This window comes from Thermodesulfovibrio sp. Kuro-1 (assembly GCF_006538445.1).
GTDB lineage: Bacteria > Nitrospirota > Thermodesulfovibrionia > Thermodesulfovibrionales > Thermodesulfovibrionaceae > Thermodesulfovibrio > Thermodesulfovibrio yellowstonii.
Map to the genome: position 1 here is coordinate 62,717 of NZ_BJKS01000002.1, position 15,851 is coordinate 78,567.

17 protein-coding genes are annotated in these 15,851 nt (G+C 33.1%); 7 read left to right on the forward strand and 10 right to left on the reverse strand.

What is annotated here, in order from left to right; translation table 11 throughout:
- The first annotated feature begins 31 nt into the window (after positions 1–31).
- The 5 genes from FLY87_RS02510 to FLY87_RS02530 all read left to right on the forward strand — a co-directional run bounded on the left by FLY87_RS02510 (position 32) and on the right by FLY87_RS02530 (position 4,378).
- On the forward strand, positions 32–982 hold the full coding sequence (locus tag FLY87_RS02510; RefSeq protein WP_239639278.1) for a site-specific DNA-methyltransferase: 951 nt from the start codon (positions 32–34) through the stop codon (positions 980–982).
- Positions 966–1,877: a DUF4405 domain-containing protein gene (locus tag FLY87_RS02515; RefSeq protein WP_028842262.1), complete on the forward strand. Its 912-nt coding sequence runs from the start codon at positions 966–968 to the stop codon at positions 1,875–1,877. The genes FLY87_RS02510 and FLY87_RS02515 overlap by 17 nt, the downstream gene beginning before the upstream one ends.
- A gap of 106 nt (positions 1,878–1,983) precedes the next feature.
- Positions 1,984–2,148, forward strand: coding sequence for a zinc ribbon domain-containing protein (locus FLY87_RS02520; RefSeq protein WP_021013190.1), 165 nt, complete (start codon positions 1,984–1,986; stop codon positions 2,146–2,148).
- Positions 2,149–2,161: 13 nt separating this feature from the next.
- A complete protein-coding gene (gene glpX / locus FLY87_RS02525) occupies positions 2,162–3,127 on the forward strand; it encodes a class II fructose-bisphosphatase (protein ID WP_141266234.1) in 966 nt (321 codons plus the stop codon).
- Between the two features lie 99 nt (positions 3,128–3,226).
- A complete protein-coding gene (locus FLY87_RS02530) occupies positions 3,227–4,378 on the forward strand; it encodes an MFS transporter (protein WP_012545276.1) in 1,152 nt (383 codons plus the stop codon).
- On the opposite strand, the gene FLY87_RS02535 is transcribed toward FLY87_RS02530, so the two are convergent.
- The 10 genes from FLY87_RS02535 to mltG form a co-directional block, all read right to left on the reverse strand.
- Positions 4,356–4,997 (reverse strand): response regulator transcription factor, encoded by a 642-nt coding sequence (locus FLY87_RS02535; RefSeq protein WP_012546220.1) that lies wholly within the window; start codon positions 4,995–4,997, stop codon positions 4,356–4,358. The genes FLY87_RS02530 and FLY87_RS02535 overlap by 23 nt on opposite strands.
- Positions 4,990–7,170, reverse strand: a complete 2,181-nt coding sequence (locus FLY87_RS02540) for an ABC transporter substrate binding protein (protein ID WP_141266235.1) — start codon at positions 7,168–7,170, stop codon at positions 4,990–4,992. The genes FLY87_RS02535 and FLY87_RS02540 overlap by 8 nt, the downstream gene beginning before the upstream one ends.
- Positions 7,139–8,374: a glucose-1-phosphate adenylyltransferase gene (gene glgC / locus FLY87_RS02545; RefSeq protein ID WP_141266236.1), complete on the reverse strand. Its 1,236-nt coding sequence runs from the start codon at positions 8,372–8,374 to the stop codon at positions 7,139–7,141. The genes FLY87_RS02540 and glgC overlap by 32 nt, the downstream gene beginning before the upstream one ends.
- 14 nt (positions 8,375–8,388) lie before the next feature.
- Positions 8,389–8,922 carry a C39 family peptidase gene (locus FLY87_RS02550; RefSeq protein WP_012545498.1) on the reverse strand — a complete coding sequence of 178 codons (534 nt, stop codon included), beginning with the start codon at positions 8,920–8,922 and terminating at the stop codon, positions 8,389–8,391.
- Between the two features lie 6 nt (positions 8,923–8,928).
- Entirely contained in the window at positions 8,929–9,768 is an 840-nt protein-coding gene (prmC, locus tag FLY87_RS02555; protein WP_141266237.1) for a peptide chain release factor N(5)-glutamine methyltransferase, read from the reverse strand.
- The gene (gene prfA, locus FLY87_RS02560) at positions 9,765–10,826 is read right to left on the reverse strand and encodes a peptide chain release factor 1 (protein WP_012545879.1); all 1,062 of its coding nucleotides are present in this window, start codon (positions 10,824–10,826) and stop codon (positions 9,765–9,767) included. Before prfA ends, prmC begins: the two co-directional genes overlap by 4 nt.
- The gene (locus FLY87_RS02565; RefSeq protein WP_141266238.1) at positions 10,819–11,709 is read right to left on the reverse strand and encodes a DUF1385 domain-containing protein; all 891 of its coding nucleotides are present in this window, start codon (positions 11,707–11,709) and stop codon (positions 10,819–10,821) included. The genes prfA and FLY87_RS02565 overlap by 8 nt, the downstream gene beginning before the upstream one ends.
- 84 nt (positions 11,710–11,793) lie before the next feature.
- The gene (gene rpmE / locus FLY87_RS02570) at positions 11,794–11,994 is read right to left on the reverse strand and encodes a 50S ribosomal protein L31 (protein ID WP_012545159.1); all 201 of its coding nucleotides are present in this window, start codon (positions 11,992–11,994) and stop codon (positions 11,794–11,796) included.
- Positions 11,995–12,059: 65 nt separating this feature from the next.
- On the reverse strand, positions 12,060–13,109 hold the full coding sequence (gene ispG, locus FLY87_RS02575) for a flavodoxin-dependent (E)-4-hydroxy-3-methylbut-2-enyl-diphosphate synthase (RefSeq protein WP_141266239.1): 1,050 nt from the start codon (positions 13,107–13,109) through the stop codon (positions 12,060–12,062).
- Positions 13,102–14,097, reverse strand: a complete 996-nt coding sequence (gene mltG / locus FLY87_RS02580; RefSeq protein ID WP_012545006.1) for an endolytic transglycosylase MltG — start codon at positions 14,095–14,097, stop codon at positions 13,102–13,104. The genes ispG and mltG overlap by 8 nt, the downstream gene beginning before the upstream one ends.
- 108 nt (positions 14,098–14,205) lie before the next feature.
- Between mltG and selD the strand changes: the two genes are divergently transcribed.
- Entirely contained in the window at positions 14,206–15,228 is a 1,023-nt protein-coding gene (gene selD, locus FLY87_RS02585; RefSeq protein ID WP_255446957.1) for a selenide, water dikinase SelD, read from the forward strand.
- 108 nt (positions 15,229–15,336) lie between these two features.
- The gene (locus tag FLY87_RS02590; RefSeq protein WP_012546682.1) at positions 15,337–15,816 is read left to right on the forward strand and encodes an Hsp20/alpha crystallin family protein; all 480 of its coding nucleotides are present in this window, start codon (positions 15,337–15,339) and stop codon (positions 15,814–15,816) included.
- Positions 15,817–15,851 lie beyond the last annotated feature (35 nt).

A 15,851-nucleotide genomic window follows, 5' to 3' on the forward strand; every position in this document is an offset into this window, starting at 1 on the left:
TAAAATCATTTTTGGCGACTGTCTGGAGATAATGAGAAAAATCCCTGACAACAGCGTTGATGTTACCTTTGCAGACCCGCCTTTCAATTCAAAAAAGAAATACAATAGCTACTATGATGAGCATGATGTAGAGGTGTATCTTTCATGGTGTAAAGAATGGCTTTATGAGATGGTAAGAATTACAAAACCAACAGGTTCTATTTTTGTGCATAATATCCCGAAATGGTTGATATATTTTGGTTCTTATCTCAATGAAATAGCCATTTTTAGACACTGGATAGCATGGGATGCAATGGGGTCTCCCCGTGGTAAAACTCTTTTACCAAACCATTACGGAATTTTATATTATGTTAAATCTGATAAATTCAAATTTTACGATATAAGAATGCTCCATAAAAGATGTAGAAAGTGCAAGTATATTTTGCAGGATTACGGAGGTAAGAAAGCTCAGATGCATCAATTTGGCCCTCTTGTTTCTGATGTATGGACAGATATTCATAGAATAAGGCATAGAAAAAGAAGAGACAAACATCCATGTCAGTTACCAGTCCATCTTATTGAAAGACTTCTCTTAATGACCAGTGATGAAGGAGATGTTATTCTTGATCCATTCGTAGGCACAGGGACAACTGCAATTGCGGCAAAGAGACTTGGCAGAAGATTTATCAGCATAGATATTGATGAAAAATATATTGAAATTGCACATAAAAAATTAAAAGAGACACAGGTCACCATGATCAATGGAATTTATATAAGTATATTTCTTAACAGAGTTGTAACTATCAGAGATAAGGATTGGGATAAGCTTAAAGAAGCTTTTTTATTACCAAAAGATAATTTGGATATTGAAAAAAATGAAATAAAACTCAAGAATATCAATATGTTATCTTCTCAGAAAGCTAAAGACTTAACCTTATTTGAAATTGACACAAATCAAAACCAATTGGCAATCAAAGGAGTTCAACATGAAAAAATCTATTAATTTTAGAGGATTTGTAAGTCTACTTACTGCTTTTTCATTTTTGTTTGCCTTTATTTCAGGTATTATTCTTTATTTTACACCACAGGGAAGAATTGCTTACTGGATAAACTGGAAGTTTTTAGGTCTCACAAAGACAGACTGGACAAATATGCATATTATTTTCTGTATTGTTTTCATACTCACTGCTTTTTTTCACGTCTACTATAACTGGAATGTGCTCATAAATTATATTTACAGCAAAGCTAAAAAAACCTTGAATCTTAGAAAAGAACTTACTGTTGTTTGCGCGATTGTAATTTTGAGTTTTATTGGCTCACTGAAACCCTTTCCTCCCTTCAACTTCCTGTTAGACCTTTCTGATTATCTTAAAAATGCATGGATAAAGTCCCCAGAATATGAACCACCATTTGGACATGCAGAGTTGCTATCCCTTGAAGAGTTCTCTAAAAGAAGAAATATAGACCTCAAGCAGGCAACCATAGCCTTAACTCAAAAAGGAATAAAAATTAACTCCACAAAGGAAAGTATAGGACTAATAGCTAAAAATAACAGGCTGAGCCCCCTTCAGATTTATGAGATTTTAAAGCCTCTTGAAGGGAAAATCACGTCAGTTGACTCAAAACCACTGGAAAAAAGTGAGACAAAACAGACTAAAACCTCAAAATGGACAAGAGATGAAATAATTAAAGAGTTTGAAGGGAAAGGTCTTGGTAAGAAAACTTTAAAGCAAATCTGCGCAGAAAATAAAATTGACCTTCAGAAAGCATTAGCTAAACTGAAAAACAAGGGAATAAATGCGAAAGAAATGGATACACTCAGAGAAATCGCTGATAAAAATGGCACAAGTCCTATAGAAATTCTTATTGAGATACTTATAGACGAGAATAAAACTTAAAGATAAAATAATATTATATAGATTTATACTTCTCCCTGCGGCAAAGCTGAAGGGAAAATTCCGAACCTGCCTTTGGCAGATTTGGAACAAACTCAGGAGGTGGGTTATGCCAATTTATGAATTTAAGTGCATGAATTGTGGCAAAACTTTTACAGTCAAAATGACTGTAATGGAGATGGAAAAATCCAAAATAACCTGCCCCAAGTGTGGTTCAGAGAATGTAAAAAAAGTGATTTCACAATTTAGTACAATTACCTCAAAAAAATCTTAGGAGGCTAAAAAAAATGGACAGTAATTTAACTCCAGCAATTTTAAGAGTTTGTGAATTAGCAGCAATTGAGTCAGCAAGACTTATGGGTAAGGGAAATCGTAAAGAAGCAGACCAGGCTGCTGTAACTGCCATGCGTAAAGCATTAAATGATTTACCAATCAAAGGCAGAATTGTCATTGGTGAAGGAGAAAGAGACGAAGCTCCTATGCTTTACATAGGTGAAGAAGTTGGAGATGGAACAGGTCCTGAGGTTGATATAGCAGTTGATCCTCTTGAAGGAACAAATCTTTGTGCTACTGGAATGCCCAATGCCCTTACAGTCATGGCTGTAACTGACAGAAATGGACTTCTTTACTGTCCTGATACTTATATGGAAAAATTAGTTGTAAGACCGCAGGCAAAAGGAATGGTTGACATAAGAAAATCTGTTAAAGAAAATCTTGAAGCTCTCGCAAAAGCGCTCGGAAGAGACATAGATAACCTTGTTGTAGTCGTGCTTGACAGGCCACGTCATGAAAATCTGATTAGAGAAATTCGTGCAGCGGGCGCAAGAATAAAACTTATCTCAGATGGTGATATTACACCAGCTATTGCAGCAACTGTTGAAGGCACAGGAATTCATGCCCTCATGGGAATTGGAGGCGCACCTGAAGGAGTTTTATCAGCAGCAGCAGTTAAAAGTCTTGGTGGAGAGATGCAGGCAAGAATGCGTTGGAGAAATGAGGAAGAAAAGAAAAGAGCCATTGATTACGGAATGGATATAAGTGAAGACAAGGTTTACACTCTTGATGATCTTGTTCCAGCTGATAATATAATTTTTGTTGCAACAGGCGTGACTAAAGGGGATCTTCTTAATGGTGTTAGATTTTTTGGCGGTGGTGCAAGAACTCACTCAATTGTAATTGAGTCACATCAGAGGATTATAAGGTTTGTTGATACAATCCACATATTTGACAAATTAGTAAAAATAACATTGTAAAACTCCTTTTTACTGTCTTGAGCCAAAGGGAATAGATTCCTTCAAACTGCAATGAAGGAATAAAAGAGGGAAAATTTTAAAAAGGATAATTCTTGATTTATGCCAATTAAGGATTTCATCGCTATAATCTATACAACCATACTTACAATTTCAGCATTACATATGCCTCAACCCCTTTTACCTTTATTGGGACATTCTTTTAACGTTGAGATGGACACGATATCTCTTATTATGAGTGCTACATTCATTCCCCTTACATTTATTCCTGTAATTTCAGGAATTCTGCTCAATTTTTTATCTCCCAAGAAGATGATTCTTATAGCTGCATTAATACATTCGTTGACTGTATTTTTAATATCTATGGCAGTAAATCTTTATTTAGTTATATTTCTCAGATTTGTAGAAGGTTTTTTGATATCAGCAATTCTTACTTCCAATACCTCTTATATTGCATTAAAATCTGTAAAGGAAAGAATTCAATTTTTTATGTCCTATTATATCGCTTTTACCACAATTGGAGGACTTCTTGGAAGAGTCATTGGCAGCATTATAGCCAATTATTTTGGTTGGAGAACTTGTTTTCAGATAATGTCAGTAAGTCTTCTTCTGGTTCTTCCCATTGTTTATTATTTTATGGAAGATGTAAAGTTATCAAAAATAAAACAAACAGGCTATTTTAGTTTTAAAAATTTTAAGCTTATTTTTATGAATAAAACAAATTTTTATATTTATATTGCAATTTTCTGCCTTTTTTTTGTTTTTTCAGGGATAACAAACTTTTTACCCTTTAGAATAAAAAGCATTGATAGAGAAAGCAGCGAAATGATTATAGGATTTATTTATTCAGGTTACATCACTGGAATATTTATGTCCTTTATCGCAACAAAAATTATAAAATGGATTGGAAATGAAAGAAAAACAATGCTTCTTGGTTTTGCTACCTATGGTTTTTTTCTTTTAATATTTAGTTTACCTAATTTATTGCTAATATTTATTACAATGTTCGGTTTTTGTTCTGGAATGTTTCTTGTCCATTCAGTTGCTTCTGGTTATTTAAATAAAATTGCAACAACACAGAAAAGTCTTATAAATGGAGCATATATAGCTTTTTATTACTCAGGTGGTGTTCTTGGTTCTTATTTACCTGGAATTGTATACAAAAACTTTGGGTGGATAAGTTTTATAATAGGCTTATTTATTTTCGTATTTGTAGGTTTTTTTGTTATATCTAAACTATCAGACCATGCTTAATAGCATAGTTTATAATTTCAGCATTGTTTTCAAGTCCAAGTTTTTCAAGAATCCTTGCTCTATAGGTGCTTACTGTTTTAATACTTATTGAAAGCTCCTTAGAAATCTCAATAAGACTTTTCCCTTTTGCTATCATCAAAAAAACCTGAAATTCTCTCTCTGAGAGCTTTTCATGAGGAGGAATATCTTCAGATTTATCAATATAATGAAGTAATTTCTCTGAAAAAGTATGTGGTAAATATTTACCACCCTTGATTATTTTATCAACAGCTTTTAAAAGTTCTTCAGGATCTGCAGATTTTGTTAGATAGCCTGAAGCCCCACATTTTAATGATCTTATAGCATACTGCTCTTCGGGATACATGCTGAGCATTAGTATTTTTGTTTCAGGGTATAAAATTTTGATTTTTTTTAGGGTCTCTATACCATTTATATCAGACATAGCAATGTCAAGAAACACTATATCAAAACTTTCTTTTGAAAGGATATCAATTGCTTCATATCCGCTTTTTGCCTCCTTACATTCTTTAATATAAGGAGTATCAAGAAGAATCTCTTTTAATCCCTTCCTGAAAAGAGTGTGATCATCAACAATTAAAACTTTCAGTCTCTTAGTCATTGTTTCTTACAGGAACTGAAATAATTATCTCAGTTCCTCCTTCATAGCTTCTATGTATATCAAGAGTTGCATTTATAGAATAAGCTCTCTCTCTCATTGCCATTAAACCAAATGATTCAGGACTTTTAATTTTTTCGTCTGATATTCCTGTCCCATTATCCTTAATAATTAATAAAATGCTCGCCTCAGACCTGAACATTTTAATATCTACTTCTGTTGCATTTGCATGTCTTGCTATATTTGTAAGTGCTTCCTGGAATATTCTAAAAAGAGTTAAAGATACATTTTTTGATAATTTAATTCCATGTTCTGCAATATCAACATTGCATACTATAGAAGTGTTTCTTTCAAATTCTTTAACCTGCCACATTATAGCATCTTCAAGAGTTAAATAGTCAATAAGAGATGGACGTAGCCTATTTGATATATTCTGAACCTGTTTTATCAGAGCATTTACTATGGTCAGTGTTTCATCAAATTTTTTATTTAAAAATTCATCTTCAACACGTTTTTTAATCCACGATAAAGATAGTTTTAGTGCGGTAAGAGACTGTCCTAATTCATCATGAATTTCTTTAGCAATCTCTTTTCTTTCGTTTTCTCTTATGTTCTGTAAATATACTGAGAGTTTTCTTAATGCTTCTCTTGATTTTCTAAGTTCTTCCTCAATCTGTTTTCTGTATGTAATATCTCTTCCTATTGTTTTTGTTTTAACAAAATTTCCCTTTTCATCTACCTCAACATAAACATTTAAAGATGCTGTAAACACTGAACCATCTTTTCTTATAAAATCTCTTTCAACTTGAATAAAACTGTATTTTTCTATATTTGGGAAAAATTCTGCTTGAGCTTTCTTTGATTCTTCAGTCATGAAATAAGTTATTGGTTTGCCAATTATTTCTTCTTTTTTATATCCTAACATTTTTGCTTCTGTTTCGTTACATTCAATAATAATTCCATTTTTATCAACAGAATGATACATATCAGGCGCATTGTCATAGAGATCCCTGTATTTTTCTTCTGATATTCTTAATTCTTCTTCTATTTTCTTTCTTTTTGATATATTTATTGTGAGAATAACTATTACCAGAGATAAACCAATGAAAATCAGTGTAATCATTGTTAATGTTTTTCTATACTTAACAAAAAAGCTTTCAGGAAGATTTATAATTCTGCTTTCCTTAGGAAGTCTATTTAAAGAAACATTAAATCTTTTGAGTTCATTATAATCAAACATGTATTCATTAGGGCTTTCTTTAACAACAGGAATCTCAGAAGGAGATTTGCCCTGTAAAACCTGTAAAGCAAGCTCCCCTGCTTTTTTGCCCTGCAAAAATGCACTTGTTAATTTCCCTCCAATAATGCCTCTGCCAAGATAAAAATCCCATACACTGTATATGGGAGAATTAGTATGCGGATAAAGTAAATCAAGGCTTTCCTCATAAGCGAAGAAATTGCCAGTTTTGTCTCTATTTACAAGCAAAAGGAGAATAATACTCTTTGGAGGAATTTTCTCAACCTCTTTCTGCAATTCTTTCATATCTGGATTCTCAAGCATAATGAAACTTATTTTAGTTGAAAATTCCGGGAATATCTCTAAGAGTCCTTTTTTCATTGCAAGCCCTGTTGTTGTTATATCATTGATAATATAAACTCTTTGTGTATTAGGATGAAGCTTGAGTGCTATATCAAGTGTGCCTCTTACATCTGTTTCCTCTGCCACTCCTGTAAACCATTTTCTGTATTTTTCTATCAAACTATCGTTAAAATTATTAATTCCACAGAAAATAACAGGTATTTCGTAAAATAATCTTTGATAATGCTTCATTGTAAACAATAAGGCATCATTATCTGAAACAATTATCAGGTCAAATTTAATTCCACTATATTTCTGCTTCATAAGATTGAAAATTTTTTCAAAATATTTGTCTCCATAAAAACGCTTAGTATCCATATACTCAATATAATAGTCAATACTATTTTCCATAGCCTTCAATGATTCTTTGATACCTTTAACTATGTTGTCTGTCCAGCTTAGTCCCTGATGATAAGAATTAAGGATTAAAATCTTTTTCTTTTCCTGTGCTTGAGCATGTTCGGAAACACAAAAAAATAGTAAAAAAATACAAATCAAAAAATTTCTAAGCATGGTTAATTTCTTTAATCCAATCATTATATCTTGCTGCTCTTGGAAGAATACATATCCCTGAAGAGTCTATATGACATCTAAAACGGTCTTGTTCTGCTGAAAATCCAATTTTTTCCCCTTCATAAACAACATTTTTTTTATCAACTATAACTCTGTAAAGCTTACTATTTCTTTTTATAATAACATCATCCATAATAAGAGAATCTTTTATTTCTACATCTTTTTCTATTATGCTACCACTTCTTATAAAAGAATTTTCTATTTTACCTCCATATATCAATGCTCCTTCAGCAATAATACTATTCTTTATCTCTCCATCAAGAATTTTTACAGGCGGACCTTCATATCTGGCAGGATGAATAGGCCACATCTTATTGTAAATTTCAAAAATTGGTTTTTCTCCAAGCATATCCATGTGAGCATCAAAATATGCACTTATTGTCCCTACATCTCGCCAGTAACCACGTTCTTCGTAGGATTTAATTCCTGGAATCTCATTTTTAGCAAAATCATAGGCATAAACCTTGCATTTCCTTCCCACAAGGTCAGGTATTACATGAGCACCAAAATCATGCTGTTTTTTCTTCTCAGCACGCACTAAAGCATCAATTAAAATATCAGCATTGAATATATAATTGCCCATTGAGACATAAGCCATATCTGGATTATCAGGCATGGGTATAGGGTCTTTAGGTTTCTCCTGAAAACCTGCTATTCTGTGGTCTGGATCTGTAATGATTACTCCAAATGATGAAGCATGCTTTAAAGCAACAGGTCTTGCAGCTACAGTAACCTGTGAATTGTTTTCAATATGGAATTTTATCATCTGTCTTATATCCATTCTATAAATATGATCTGCACCAAAAATTAAAACAATATCAGGATTGTGTTCTTTAATTAATCCAATATTTTGAAACACTGCATCTGCTGTTCCCTGAAACCATTCAGGTCCCATTCGCATTTGGGGTGGAACAACTGTTACAAAGTGATCACTTCCAACAGATGAGAAAAACCAATTTTGCCTTATATGTTCAATAAGTGACTGAGATTTATACTGAACAAGAAGATAAATTGAGTAAATCTGAGAATTAACAAGATTACTTAAAACAAAATCAACTATTCTATATCTCGCACCAAAAGGAACAGAAGGCTTTGACCTAAATGATGTTAAAGGGAACAATCTTTCACCCTTTCCACCTGCAAGAACTATTGCTAAAACTTTGGGCATGCTTATGTCCCTCCTTATTTCTCTATTAAAAGTGTCCAAAAGCCTGTTTTGCTCCATTTTTTCTTAAAATCTTCCATGTTAATTTTCTCGTGCATTTTTGTCCCTGAATTTACTATAACAGACTCGCTATCAAATCCTACAACTACCATAAAGTGATACTTTTTGTAAAACCAGTATCCCTCATCTGTCATTACAATCAGAGGCTTATTCGCCTTTATTTTTTCCTTTATATCTTCAAGACTCCCACTATAATATTTAGATTTAAAACCTTTTTTTTGAACAAACATAATCATATCAAAATCAGCTGTTCCCTGCGCACCTTTGCTGTAAATTTCCTTTGCTATTTCCTCTACAGTTATTTTCATCCCTAAAAAATTCAAAATCATGGCTAAGGATGCCGGACCGCATTGAAAATCCTCTGAAGGGAAAAAAGGAACAGAATTGATTATATTTTCCTGAGCATAAGCAGGAGCTGTAAGTAAAATAAATATAAACAGCAAAATGTAAAGAATAAAACATAAGGGATAGCCATACTTTTTACATTTCATTTTTTATTATAGACTTTTGCTCTTTTGTAATATCATAACTCTATCAATTCCTGCAATGTCTTTAACCACTTCAATTACATTAAAACCAGACATTAATGCTATATTTTGAACTGCCTTAGCCTGTCCTTGCCCGATTTCTAAAAAAATTAAGCCACTATTTAGAAGATATTTCTCTGCATTTTCTATAATCTTTCTATAAAAATTAAGTCCATCTTCTCCTCCATTCAGTGCTTCCAAAGGTTCATAATTTTTAATCTCAGGCTGCAATTTAGAAATTTCATCTGTTTTCACATAGGGAGGATTTGCAGTAATACAAGCAAATATTTTTTCTTTAAAAGGATTAAACATGTCACCAACGAGAAAAATAACATTTTTTATATTGTTCAATGCTTTATTTTCTGTTGCATACTTAACTGCTTTTTCTGATTTATCAATACCAAAAATTTGAAATTCTGGAGCATTTTTACCGATAGCCAATGCAATGCATCCTGAGCCTGTACATAAATCAAGTATTCTATTTCCTGTATTGATAATTAATTTCATTCTCTCAAGAACCTGTTCAACCAGTATCTCTGTCTCAGGTCTTGGAATTAATACTCCTCTGCCAACTTTTATTTTAATATTGTAAAAATAGCATTCTCCAAGAATATACTGAAGAGGTTCTTTTTTTAATCTTCTTTCTATGAGAGATTTTATGGTATGCGCCTGTTCAGAAGTTATTTCAGGATTTTCAGTATAAAGTTGTATTTTGTCAATTTTTAGAACATGGCAGATAATTTCTTGTGCTTCTCTGATATTAAAAGAAAATTCATTGACAATTTCTCTTATTTTATCAAGAGCTTTCACATTTCTTTAAGTTTTTCCGCTTGATAATATGAAATTAATGCATCAATTATTTCATCAATATTTCCATTTAAAACCTGTTCAAGCTTATAAAGCGTCAATCCTATTCTATGGTCAGTCACTCTATTCTGAGGAAAATTATAAGTTCTTATTCTTTCGCTTCTTTCACCTGTGCCAACCTGCCCTTTTCTTTCAGCAGCTCTTTCTGCTTCTTTTTTTTGCCTCTCTATCTCAAGTAAACGAGCTCTCAAAACCTTCATAGCCTTTTCTCTATTTTTAATCTGTGACCGTTCATCCTGACATTGAACAATTATTCCTGTTGGAATATGAACAATTCTTACTGCTGAATAAGCTGTATTTACAGACTGCCCGCCAGGACCTGAAGAACAAAAAGTGTCTATTCTGAGGTCTTTCTCATCAATTTTTATATCAACTTCTTCTGCTTCTGGCAGCACAGCTACTGTTGCAGTAGATGTATGAATTCTACCTGATGCTTCTGTTACAGGAATTCTCTGAACCCGATGCACACCGCTTTCGTATTTTAGCTTACTGAAAGCACCTTTACCAGAAATTGTAGCAATTATTTCCTTAAATCCTCCCAATCCTGTAGGGTGAGAATCAATAATTTCTACCTTCCATCCTTTTGATTCAGCATATTTTGCATACATTCTGAATAAATTTGCTGCAAAAAGTGCTGCTTCTTCACCACCTGTCCCTGCTCTTATTTCAAGAATTACATTTTTTTCATCTCTTGGGTCTTTTGGTAAAAGTAGAACTTTGAGTTCCTGCTCAATCTGAGGTTTTATTTTTTTAAGTTGTTGTAACTCTTCTTCAGCAAGTTCTTTCAGATCAGGATCACCGCTTTTAATCATCTCTTCAGCTTCTTCTATTTGCTTAAGAATTCTTTTATATTCTCTAAATTTTGTAACAATAGGCTCAAGTTCTGCCTGTTCTCTGGAATATTTCATATACTCATCTTTATTTGAAAACACTTTCGGGTCAGAAAGTGTTTGAGTTATTTTTTCATATTTGTTTTCCACTTCCATTAATTTTTCAAGCATTTACCTTTTCCTCCTTTTCAGATAAACTTAATACAGCCTTCAAAGCTTCACAGGCAACTTCTATCTGTGCAGTATCTGGTTCTTTTGTAGTTATTTTCTGGAAAATCAACCCTGGAAATATAAAAAGTTTTGTTGCTATATTATCCTGCCATTTTGCAGAAAGTTTCAGTATTTCATAAGATATTCCTGCAATTAAGGGTAAAAGTATAACTCTTGAAGCAGCCTTTAAAACAAAACTCCATGAATAAGGAATCATTGAAAATACAAGTATGCTTATTACAAGAACAATAAATATAAAGCTTGTCCCGCACCTTACATGCACTCTTGAATAGTTTCCTATATTTTCAGCAATTAAGGACTCTCCTGATTCAAAAGCATTTATTGTTTTATGTTCAGCACCATGGTAGGCAAAAATTCTTCTCATCTGCGACCACATACTTATTGCAAATACATAACCTATAAATATAAAAACTCTTAAAAGACCGTCCACAAAATTAAAAATAAACGAATTTGTAGATACCATCTCAAGGAAATAACCTGAGAGCTTCGTCAGATAAAGAGGTAAAACAATAAAAAGCAAGATTCCAATTAAAAATGCCATGAATAATGATAAAGCAAGACTCCATGGACTTGACTTTTCTTCTTTGAATACAACTTTACTGCTGAAATCTATTGCTTTCATACCAAGCCACAAAGTTTCAAGAAGGATAAAAAAACCTCTTATTATTGGTATCTTTGAGAGACGGCTTTGTTTTTTAAACTTTTCTACCTTTAATGTAATTTCACCATCAGGATTTCTTACGGCAACAGCCCATCCTTTTTGAGATTTCATCATTACACCTTCTATTACAGCCTGCCCACCTATTGCAATATCTTTTTTCATATATTGATGCTCCTTATATTCCAAAATAAAAAGGGGTTAGAAAAAGGAAAATTCAGTTCTAACCCCTATACAAAACTTCTATATCTATTTTTTACTGTATTTCTTCATGAACTTCTCTACTCTACCCTCTGTGTCAACAATTTTCTGTTTTCCTGTATAAAATGGATGGCATTTAGAACAAATATCCACCTTAATTACAGGCTTTGTTGAACGCGTAACAAATGTTTCACCACAGGCACATACAACCTTTGCTTCTTTGTATTCAGGATGAATTTTCTCTTTCATCTTCTCCTCCGTTAAAGTTTAATGTTTAATTTTATCCTGAAAAACATATTTTTAGCAAGTAACGGTTATTTCCTAATCTCTTCAATTAAAGCATTCACAAGTTCAGTTTCTTTTACAGTTTTTAAAATTTTGCCTTTTACAAAAACTATGCCTTGACCTTTTCCTCCAGCAATTCCGAAATCTGCCTCTTTAGCCTCTCCAGGACCATTTACCGAACACCCCATGACAGCTACCTTGATAGGTTCTTTTACATTTCTAAGTGCATTTTTAACCTGCTTTACCATTTTCTTTATATTAACCTCACATCTTCCACAGGTTGGGCAACTTATTATCTCAACTCCCTTTTCTCTAAAGCCTGTTACTCTCAATATCTCATATGCAACATTAACTTCAACCACTGGAGAATCTGTTAGAGAGACTCTTATTGTATCACCAATACCTTCAAGAAGAAGCAAACCTATACCAATAGAACTCTTCACAACACCTTCAGGCACAGGACCTGTTTCTGTAATTCCAATATGAAGAGGATAATCATGTTTGCTACTAAAAAGTCTGTATGCTTCAACTGTTTTCATTACATCTGATGCTTTCAGCGAAACTTTAATATCATGAAAATCAAGTTCTTCAAGAATCTCAATATGTCTTTCTGCTGCTTCAACCATTGCTTCATGAGTTGGATGCCTATATTTTTCCATTAAATCTTTTGGTAGAGAACCTGCATTAACTCCTATTCTTATTGGTATTTTCCTATCCTTTGCAGCAGTAATGACTTCTCTTACTTTCCATTTAGCTCCTATATTGCCAGGATTTATTCTTAACCCATCAACTCCCTGCTTGATTGCCTCAAGAGCAAGCTTATAATTAAAATGTATGTCTGCAATCATCGGAATCTTTATTCTTTTTTTTATTTCTCCCAAAACCTTTGCAGCAGTAATATCAGGAACTGCAACTCTTACTATTTCACAACCTGCAAGTTCAAGCTGTTTTATCTGTCTTATAGTCGCCTTAATATTTCTTGTATCTGTTTTTGTCATTGATTGAACACGGACTGGAGCTCCATCTCCGATAGAAACACCACCAACATAAATTCTTCTTGTTTGCCTTCTTTTAATCAAGTTTGTTTCCTTTTAGTTGATTTATAACTGATACATGTTTTTTATAATCAACTGAAAACTCATGACTTCCATCTCCACGAGAAACAAAATAAAGATATGAAACCTTAGCAGGAGAAAGTGCCGCTAAAATTGATTTTAATCCAGGTGATGCAATAGGTCCGGGTGGAAGTCCTTTTACCAGATAAGTATTATACGGAGACTTGTTTTTAAGATCCTTTTTTGTAACTCCATCTTTGTATCTTTTAATACCATAAATTGCTGTTGGATCTGCCTGAAGAGGCATGCCAATTTTTAATCTGTTATGATAAACTGCTGAAATTAAAGGTTTTTCTTCATCTAACTTCGCTTCCTTTTCAATTATTGAGGCAAGTGTAACCACCTCATTTATTGTCCATCCAATTTTTTTTGTTTTCTCTATTAATTTTGAATCATAAACTTCCCAGAATCTCTTTACCATCAGTTTTACAATCTCTTCAAGCTCTAAGCCTTTGGGAATATTGTAAGTATCTGGGAAAAGATATCCTTCTAAAGAGGGAGCTTCTATTTTTAAAGAATTAAGAAAATCTCTATCATAGGCAAGTGTAAATAGTTGATTTTTAAAATCAGAATTTATACTTCCTAATTTATTAGCAATCTCATATAAACTATCACCCTCAATAATTGTAACTGTATATTCTGTTATCTTGCCTTCAAGCAGTTTTTTAATAACATCAAGAACTGTCATCTCTTTTTTGAACAGATAATACCCGGCTCGTGCTTTTCTTTCAATTCCATAAATTCTTCCTATAATTATAAAAACTGTTTCATTCCTTATAATGCCCTTTTCTTTAAAAATTTTTGCTATGTATGAAAAACTTGCACCCTTTGGAATATAAACTTCTGTATCCTCTGAAATGTTTATAGGTTTTGTGAGTTCTATTGTTACATAAAGGGTTAAAAATAGAAAATAAATGAGAAAAACAATGCCTACGGCTTTCCATAATCTCATTTTTTAATGTTATCAAATAAGAACATTAAATGGCAAATTCAGGAGTATAGGCAAATTAGTTTAATTATGGTAAAATTGAGAAGTTAATAAACAAAAGGAGTTAAATAGGTGCTTACAGAAAAAGTTAAGGCTGCTGGCTGAGCAGCAAAGATTGGTCCAGGGGACCTTGAAGAAATATTAAAATATCTTTCTCTACCAACAGACCCAAATCTTCTTGTCGGCTCTGAAGATTGGTCTGATGCAGGGATTTATCGTTTAAAAGAAGACCTTGCAGTTGTGCAAAGTGTTGATTTTTTTACTCCTATCGTTGACAATCCTTACGATTTCGGACAGATTGCAGTTGCAAATGCATTGAGTGATATATACGCAGTTGGTGCAAAGCCTATTTTAGCCCTTAATATTGTTTGTTTTCCGATAAATGAGATGGATAAATCAATTCTAAGAGAGATTTTAAAAGGTGGGGCAGATAAACTAAGTGAAGCAGAAGCTTTAATGATAGGTGGCCACAGCATTGATGACCCTGAAATAAAATATGGAATCGCAGCTACAGGAATTGCGCATCCAGACAGGTTCGTTACAAATAAAGGTGCAAAACCAGGAGATGTCCTTATTTTAACAAAGCCTATAGGCACAGGAATACTGTCAACAGCTCTTAAGGGAAAACTTCTTGACCATGATACTGCAAAAATTCTTACTCAAACAATGGCTTTACTTAATAAAACATCATCAGAAGTTATGATGAATATTGGGGTAAATGCCTGTACTGATATTACAGGATTTGGACTTTTAGGGCATGCTCTTGAACTTGCAAAATCAAGCAAGGTAACAATAAAATTATGGAAAAATAAAGTTCCATTGCTTCCACGCGTTTATGAATTTGCTTCAATGGGTATTGTTCCAGCAGGCGGAAGACGAAATGTAAACTATTGTTCAAAATTAGTTGAAATAGGGAACACAGACCCCATAACACTTGATATATTATCAGACCCTCAAACCTCTGGTGGACTTCTTATTTCTGTCCCTTCAGATAGAACAGATACTCTGATTTCAAGACTAAACTCCTCTGGAATTCAATCAGCTATCATAGGGGAAATTATTGAAAAAAGCTCAGGTAAGATTATTTTAGCTTGATATAGATTATATAAAAATTTTGGCAATACCTCTTGACAAATATGAATTTTTAATGATAAATTTAGTCAAATAGTATCAATACTACTACTTTAAAAGGAGGTGTTAGCCATGACCAGAAAAGAGACAAAAGATGTAGTAAGAGTTGAACCATCTGTTCTTTCTCCCTTTGAGGAGATTGAGAGACTCTTTGATGAGGTCATGAGAAGACCGTTTTCTCTATTCAGGTCATTTGTTCCGAGATTGAGAGAGGAAGCTGAGATTGTCTCTCCAGCAGTAGATATATATGAAGAAGGGGATGACCTTGTTGTCAAGGCAGAGCTTCCAGGAATCAATAAAGAAGATATTGAAGTTAAAATTACAGATGACTACCTCACCATCTCTGGTGAGAAGAAGAAAGAGGAAAAAGTAGAAAAGAAAGACTACTACAGATATGAACGTTCATATGGCTCATTCTCAAGAACTTTCAGACTTCCTGTAGATGTTCAGACAGATAAAGCAAAAGCAAAATTTGAAAAAGGAGTGCTTGAGATAAGAATTCCAAAGACTGAAGAAGCTAAGAAAAAGGAAAGGAAACTTCAAATTGAATAAGAAAGGTGGAGGGCTCAAGCCCTCCTTTTAATTTT

What these genes read in the sequence shown, in the direction of transcription:
- FLY87_RS02510 (WP_239639278.1), top strand. Translation starts at nt 32, where the DNA reads ATGAGAAAAATCCCTGACAACAGCGTTGATGTTACCTTTGCAGACCCG.
- FLY87_RS02515 (WP_028842262.1), top strand. Translation starts at nt 966, where the DNA reads ATGAAAAAATCTATTAATTTTAGAGGATTTGTAAGTCTACTTACTGCT.
- FLY87_RS02520 (WP_021013190.1), top strand. Translation starts at nt 1,984, where the DNA reads ATGCCAATTTATGAATTTAAGTGCATGAATTGTGGCAAAACTTTTACA.
- glpX (WP_141266234.1), top strand. Translation starts at nt 2,162, where the DNA reads ATGGACAGTAATTTAACTCCAGCAATTTTAAGAGTTTGTGAATTAGCA.
- FLY87_RS02530 (WP_012545276.1), top strand. Translation starts at nt 3,227, where the DNA reads ATGCCAATTAAGGATTTCATCGCTATAATCTATACAACCATACTTACA.
- FLY87_RS02535 (WP_012546220.1), bottom strand. Translation starts at nt 4,997, where the DNA reads ATGACTAAGAGACTGAAAGTTTTAATTGTTGATGATCACACTCTTTTC.
- FLY87_RS02540 (WP_141266235.1), bottom strand. Translation starts at nt 7,170, where the DNA reads ATGATTGGATTAAAGAAATTAACCATGCTTAGAAATTTTTTGATTTGT.
- glgC (WP_141266236.1), bottom strand. Translation starts at nt 8,374, where the DNA reads ATGCCCAAAGTTTTAGCAATAGTTCTTGCAGGTGGAAAGGGTGAAAGA.
- FLY87_RS02550 (WP_012545498.1), bottom strand. Translation starts at nt 8,922, where the DNA reads ATGAAATGTAAAAAGTATGGCTATCCCTTATGTTTTATTCTTTACATT.
- prfA (WP_012545879.1), bottom strand. Translation starts at nt 10,826, where the DNA reads ATGCTTGAAAAATTAATGGAAGTGGAAAACAAATATGAAAAAATAACT.
- FLY87_RS02565 (WP_141266238.1), bottom strand. Translation starts at nt 11,709, where the DNA reads ATGAAAAAAGATATTGCAATAGGTGGGCAGGCTGTAATAGAAGGTGTA.
- rpmE (WP_012545159.1), bottom strand. Translation starts at nt 11,994, where the DNA reads ATGAAAGAGAAAATTCATCCTGAATACAAAGAAGCAAAGGTTGTATGT.
- mltG (WP_012545006.1), bottom strand. Translation starts at nt 14,097, where the DNA reads ATGAGATTATGGAAAGCCGTAGGCATTGTTTTTCTCATTTATTTTCTA.
- FLY87_RS02590 (WP_012546682.1), top strand. Translation starts at nt 15,337, where the DNA reads ATGACCAGAAAAGAGACAAAAGATGTAGTAAGAGTTGAACCATCTGTT.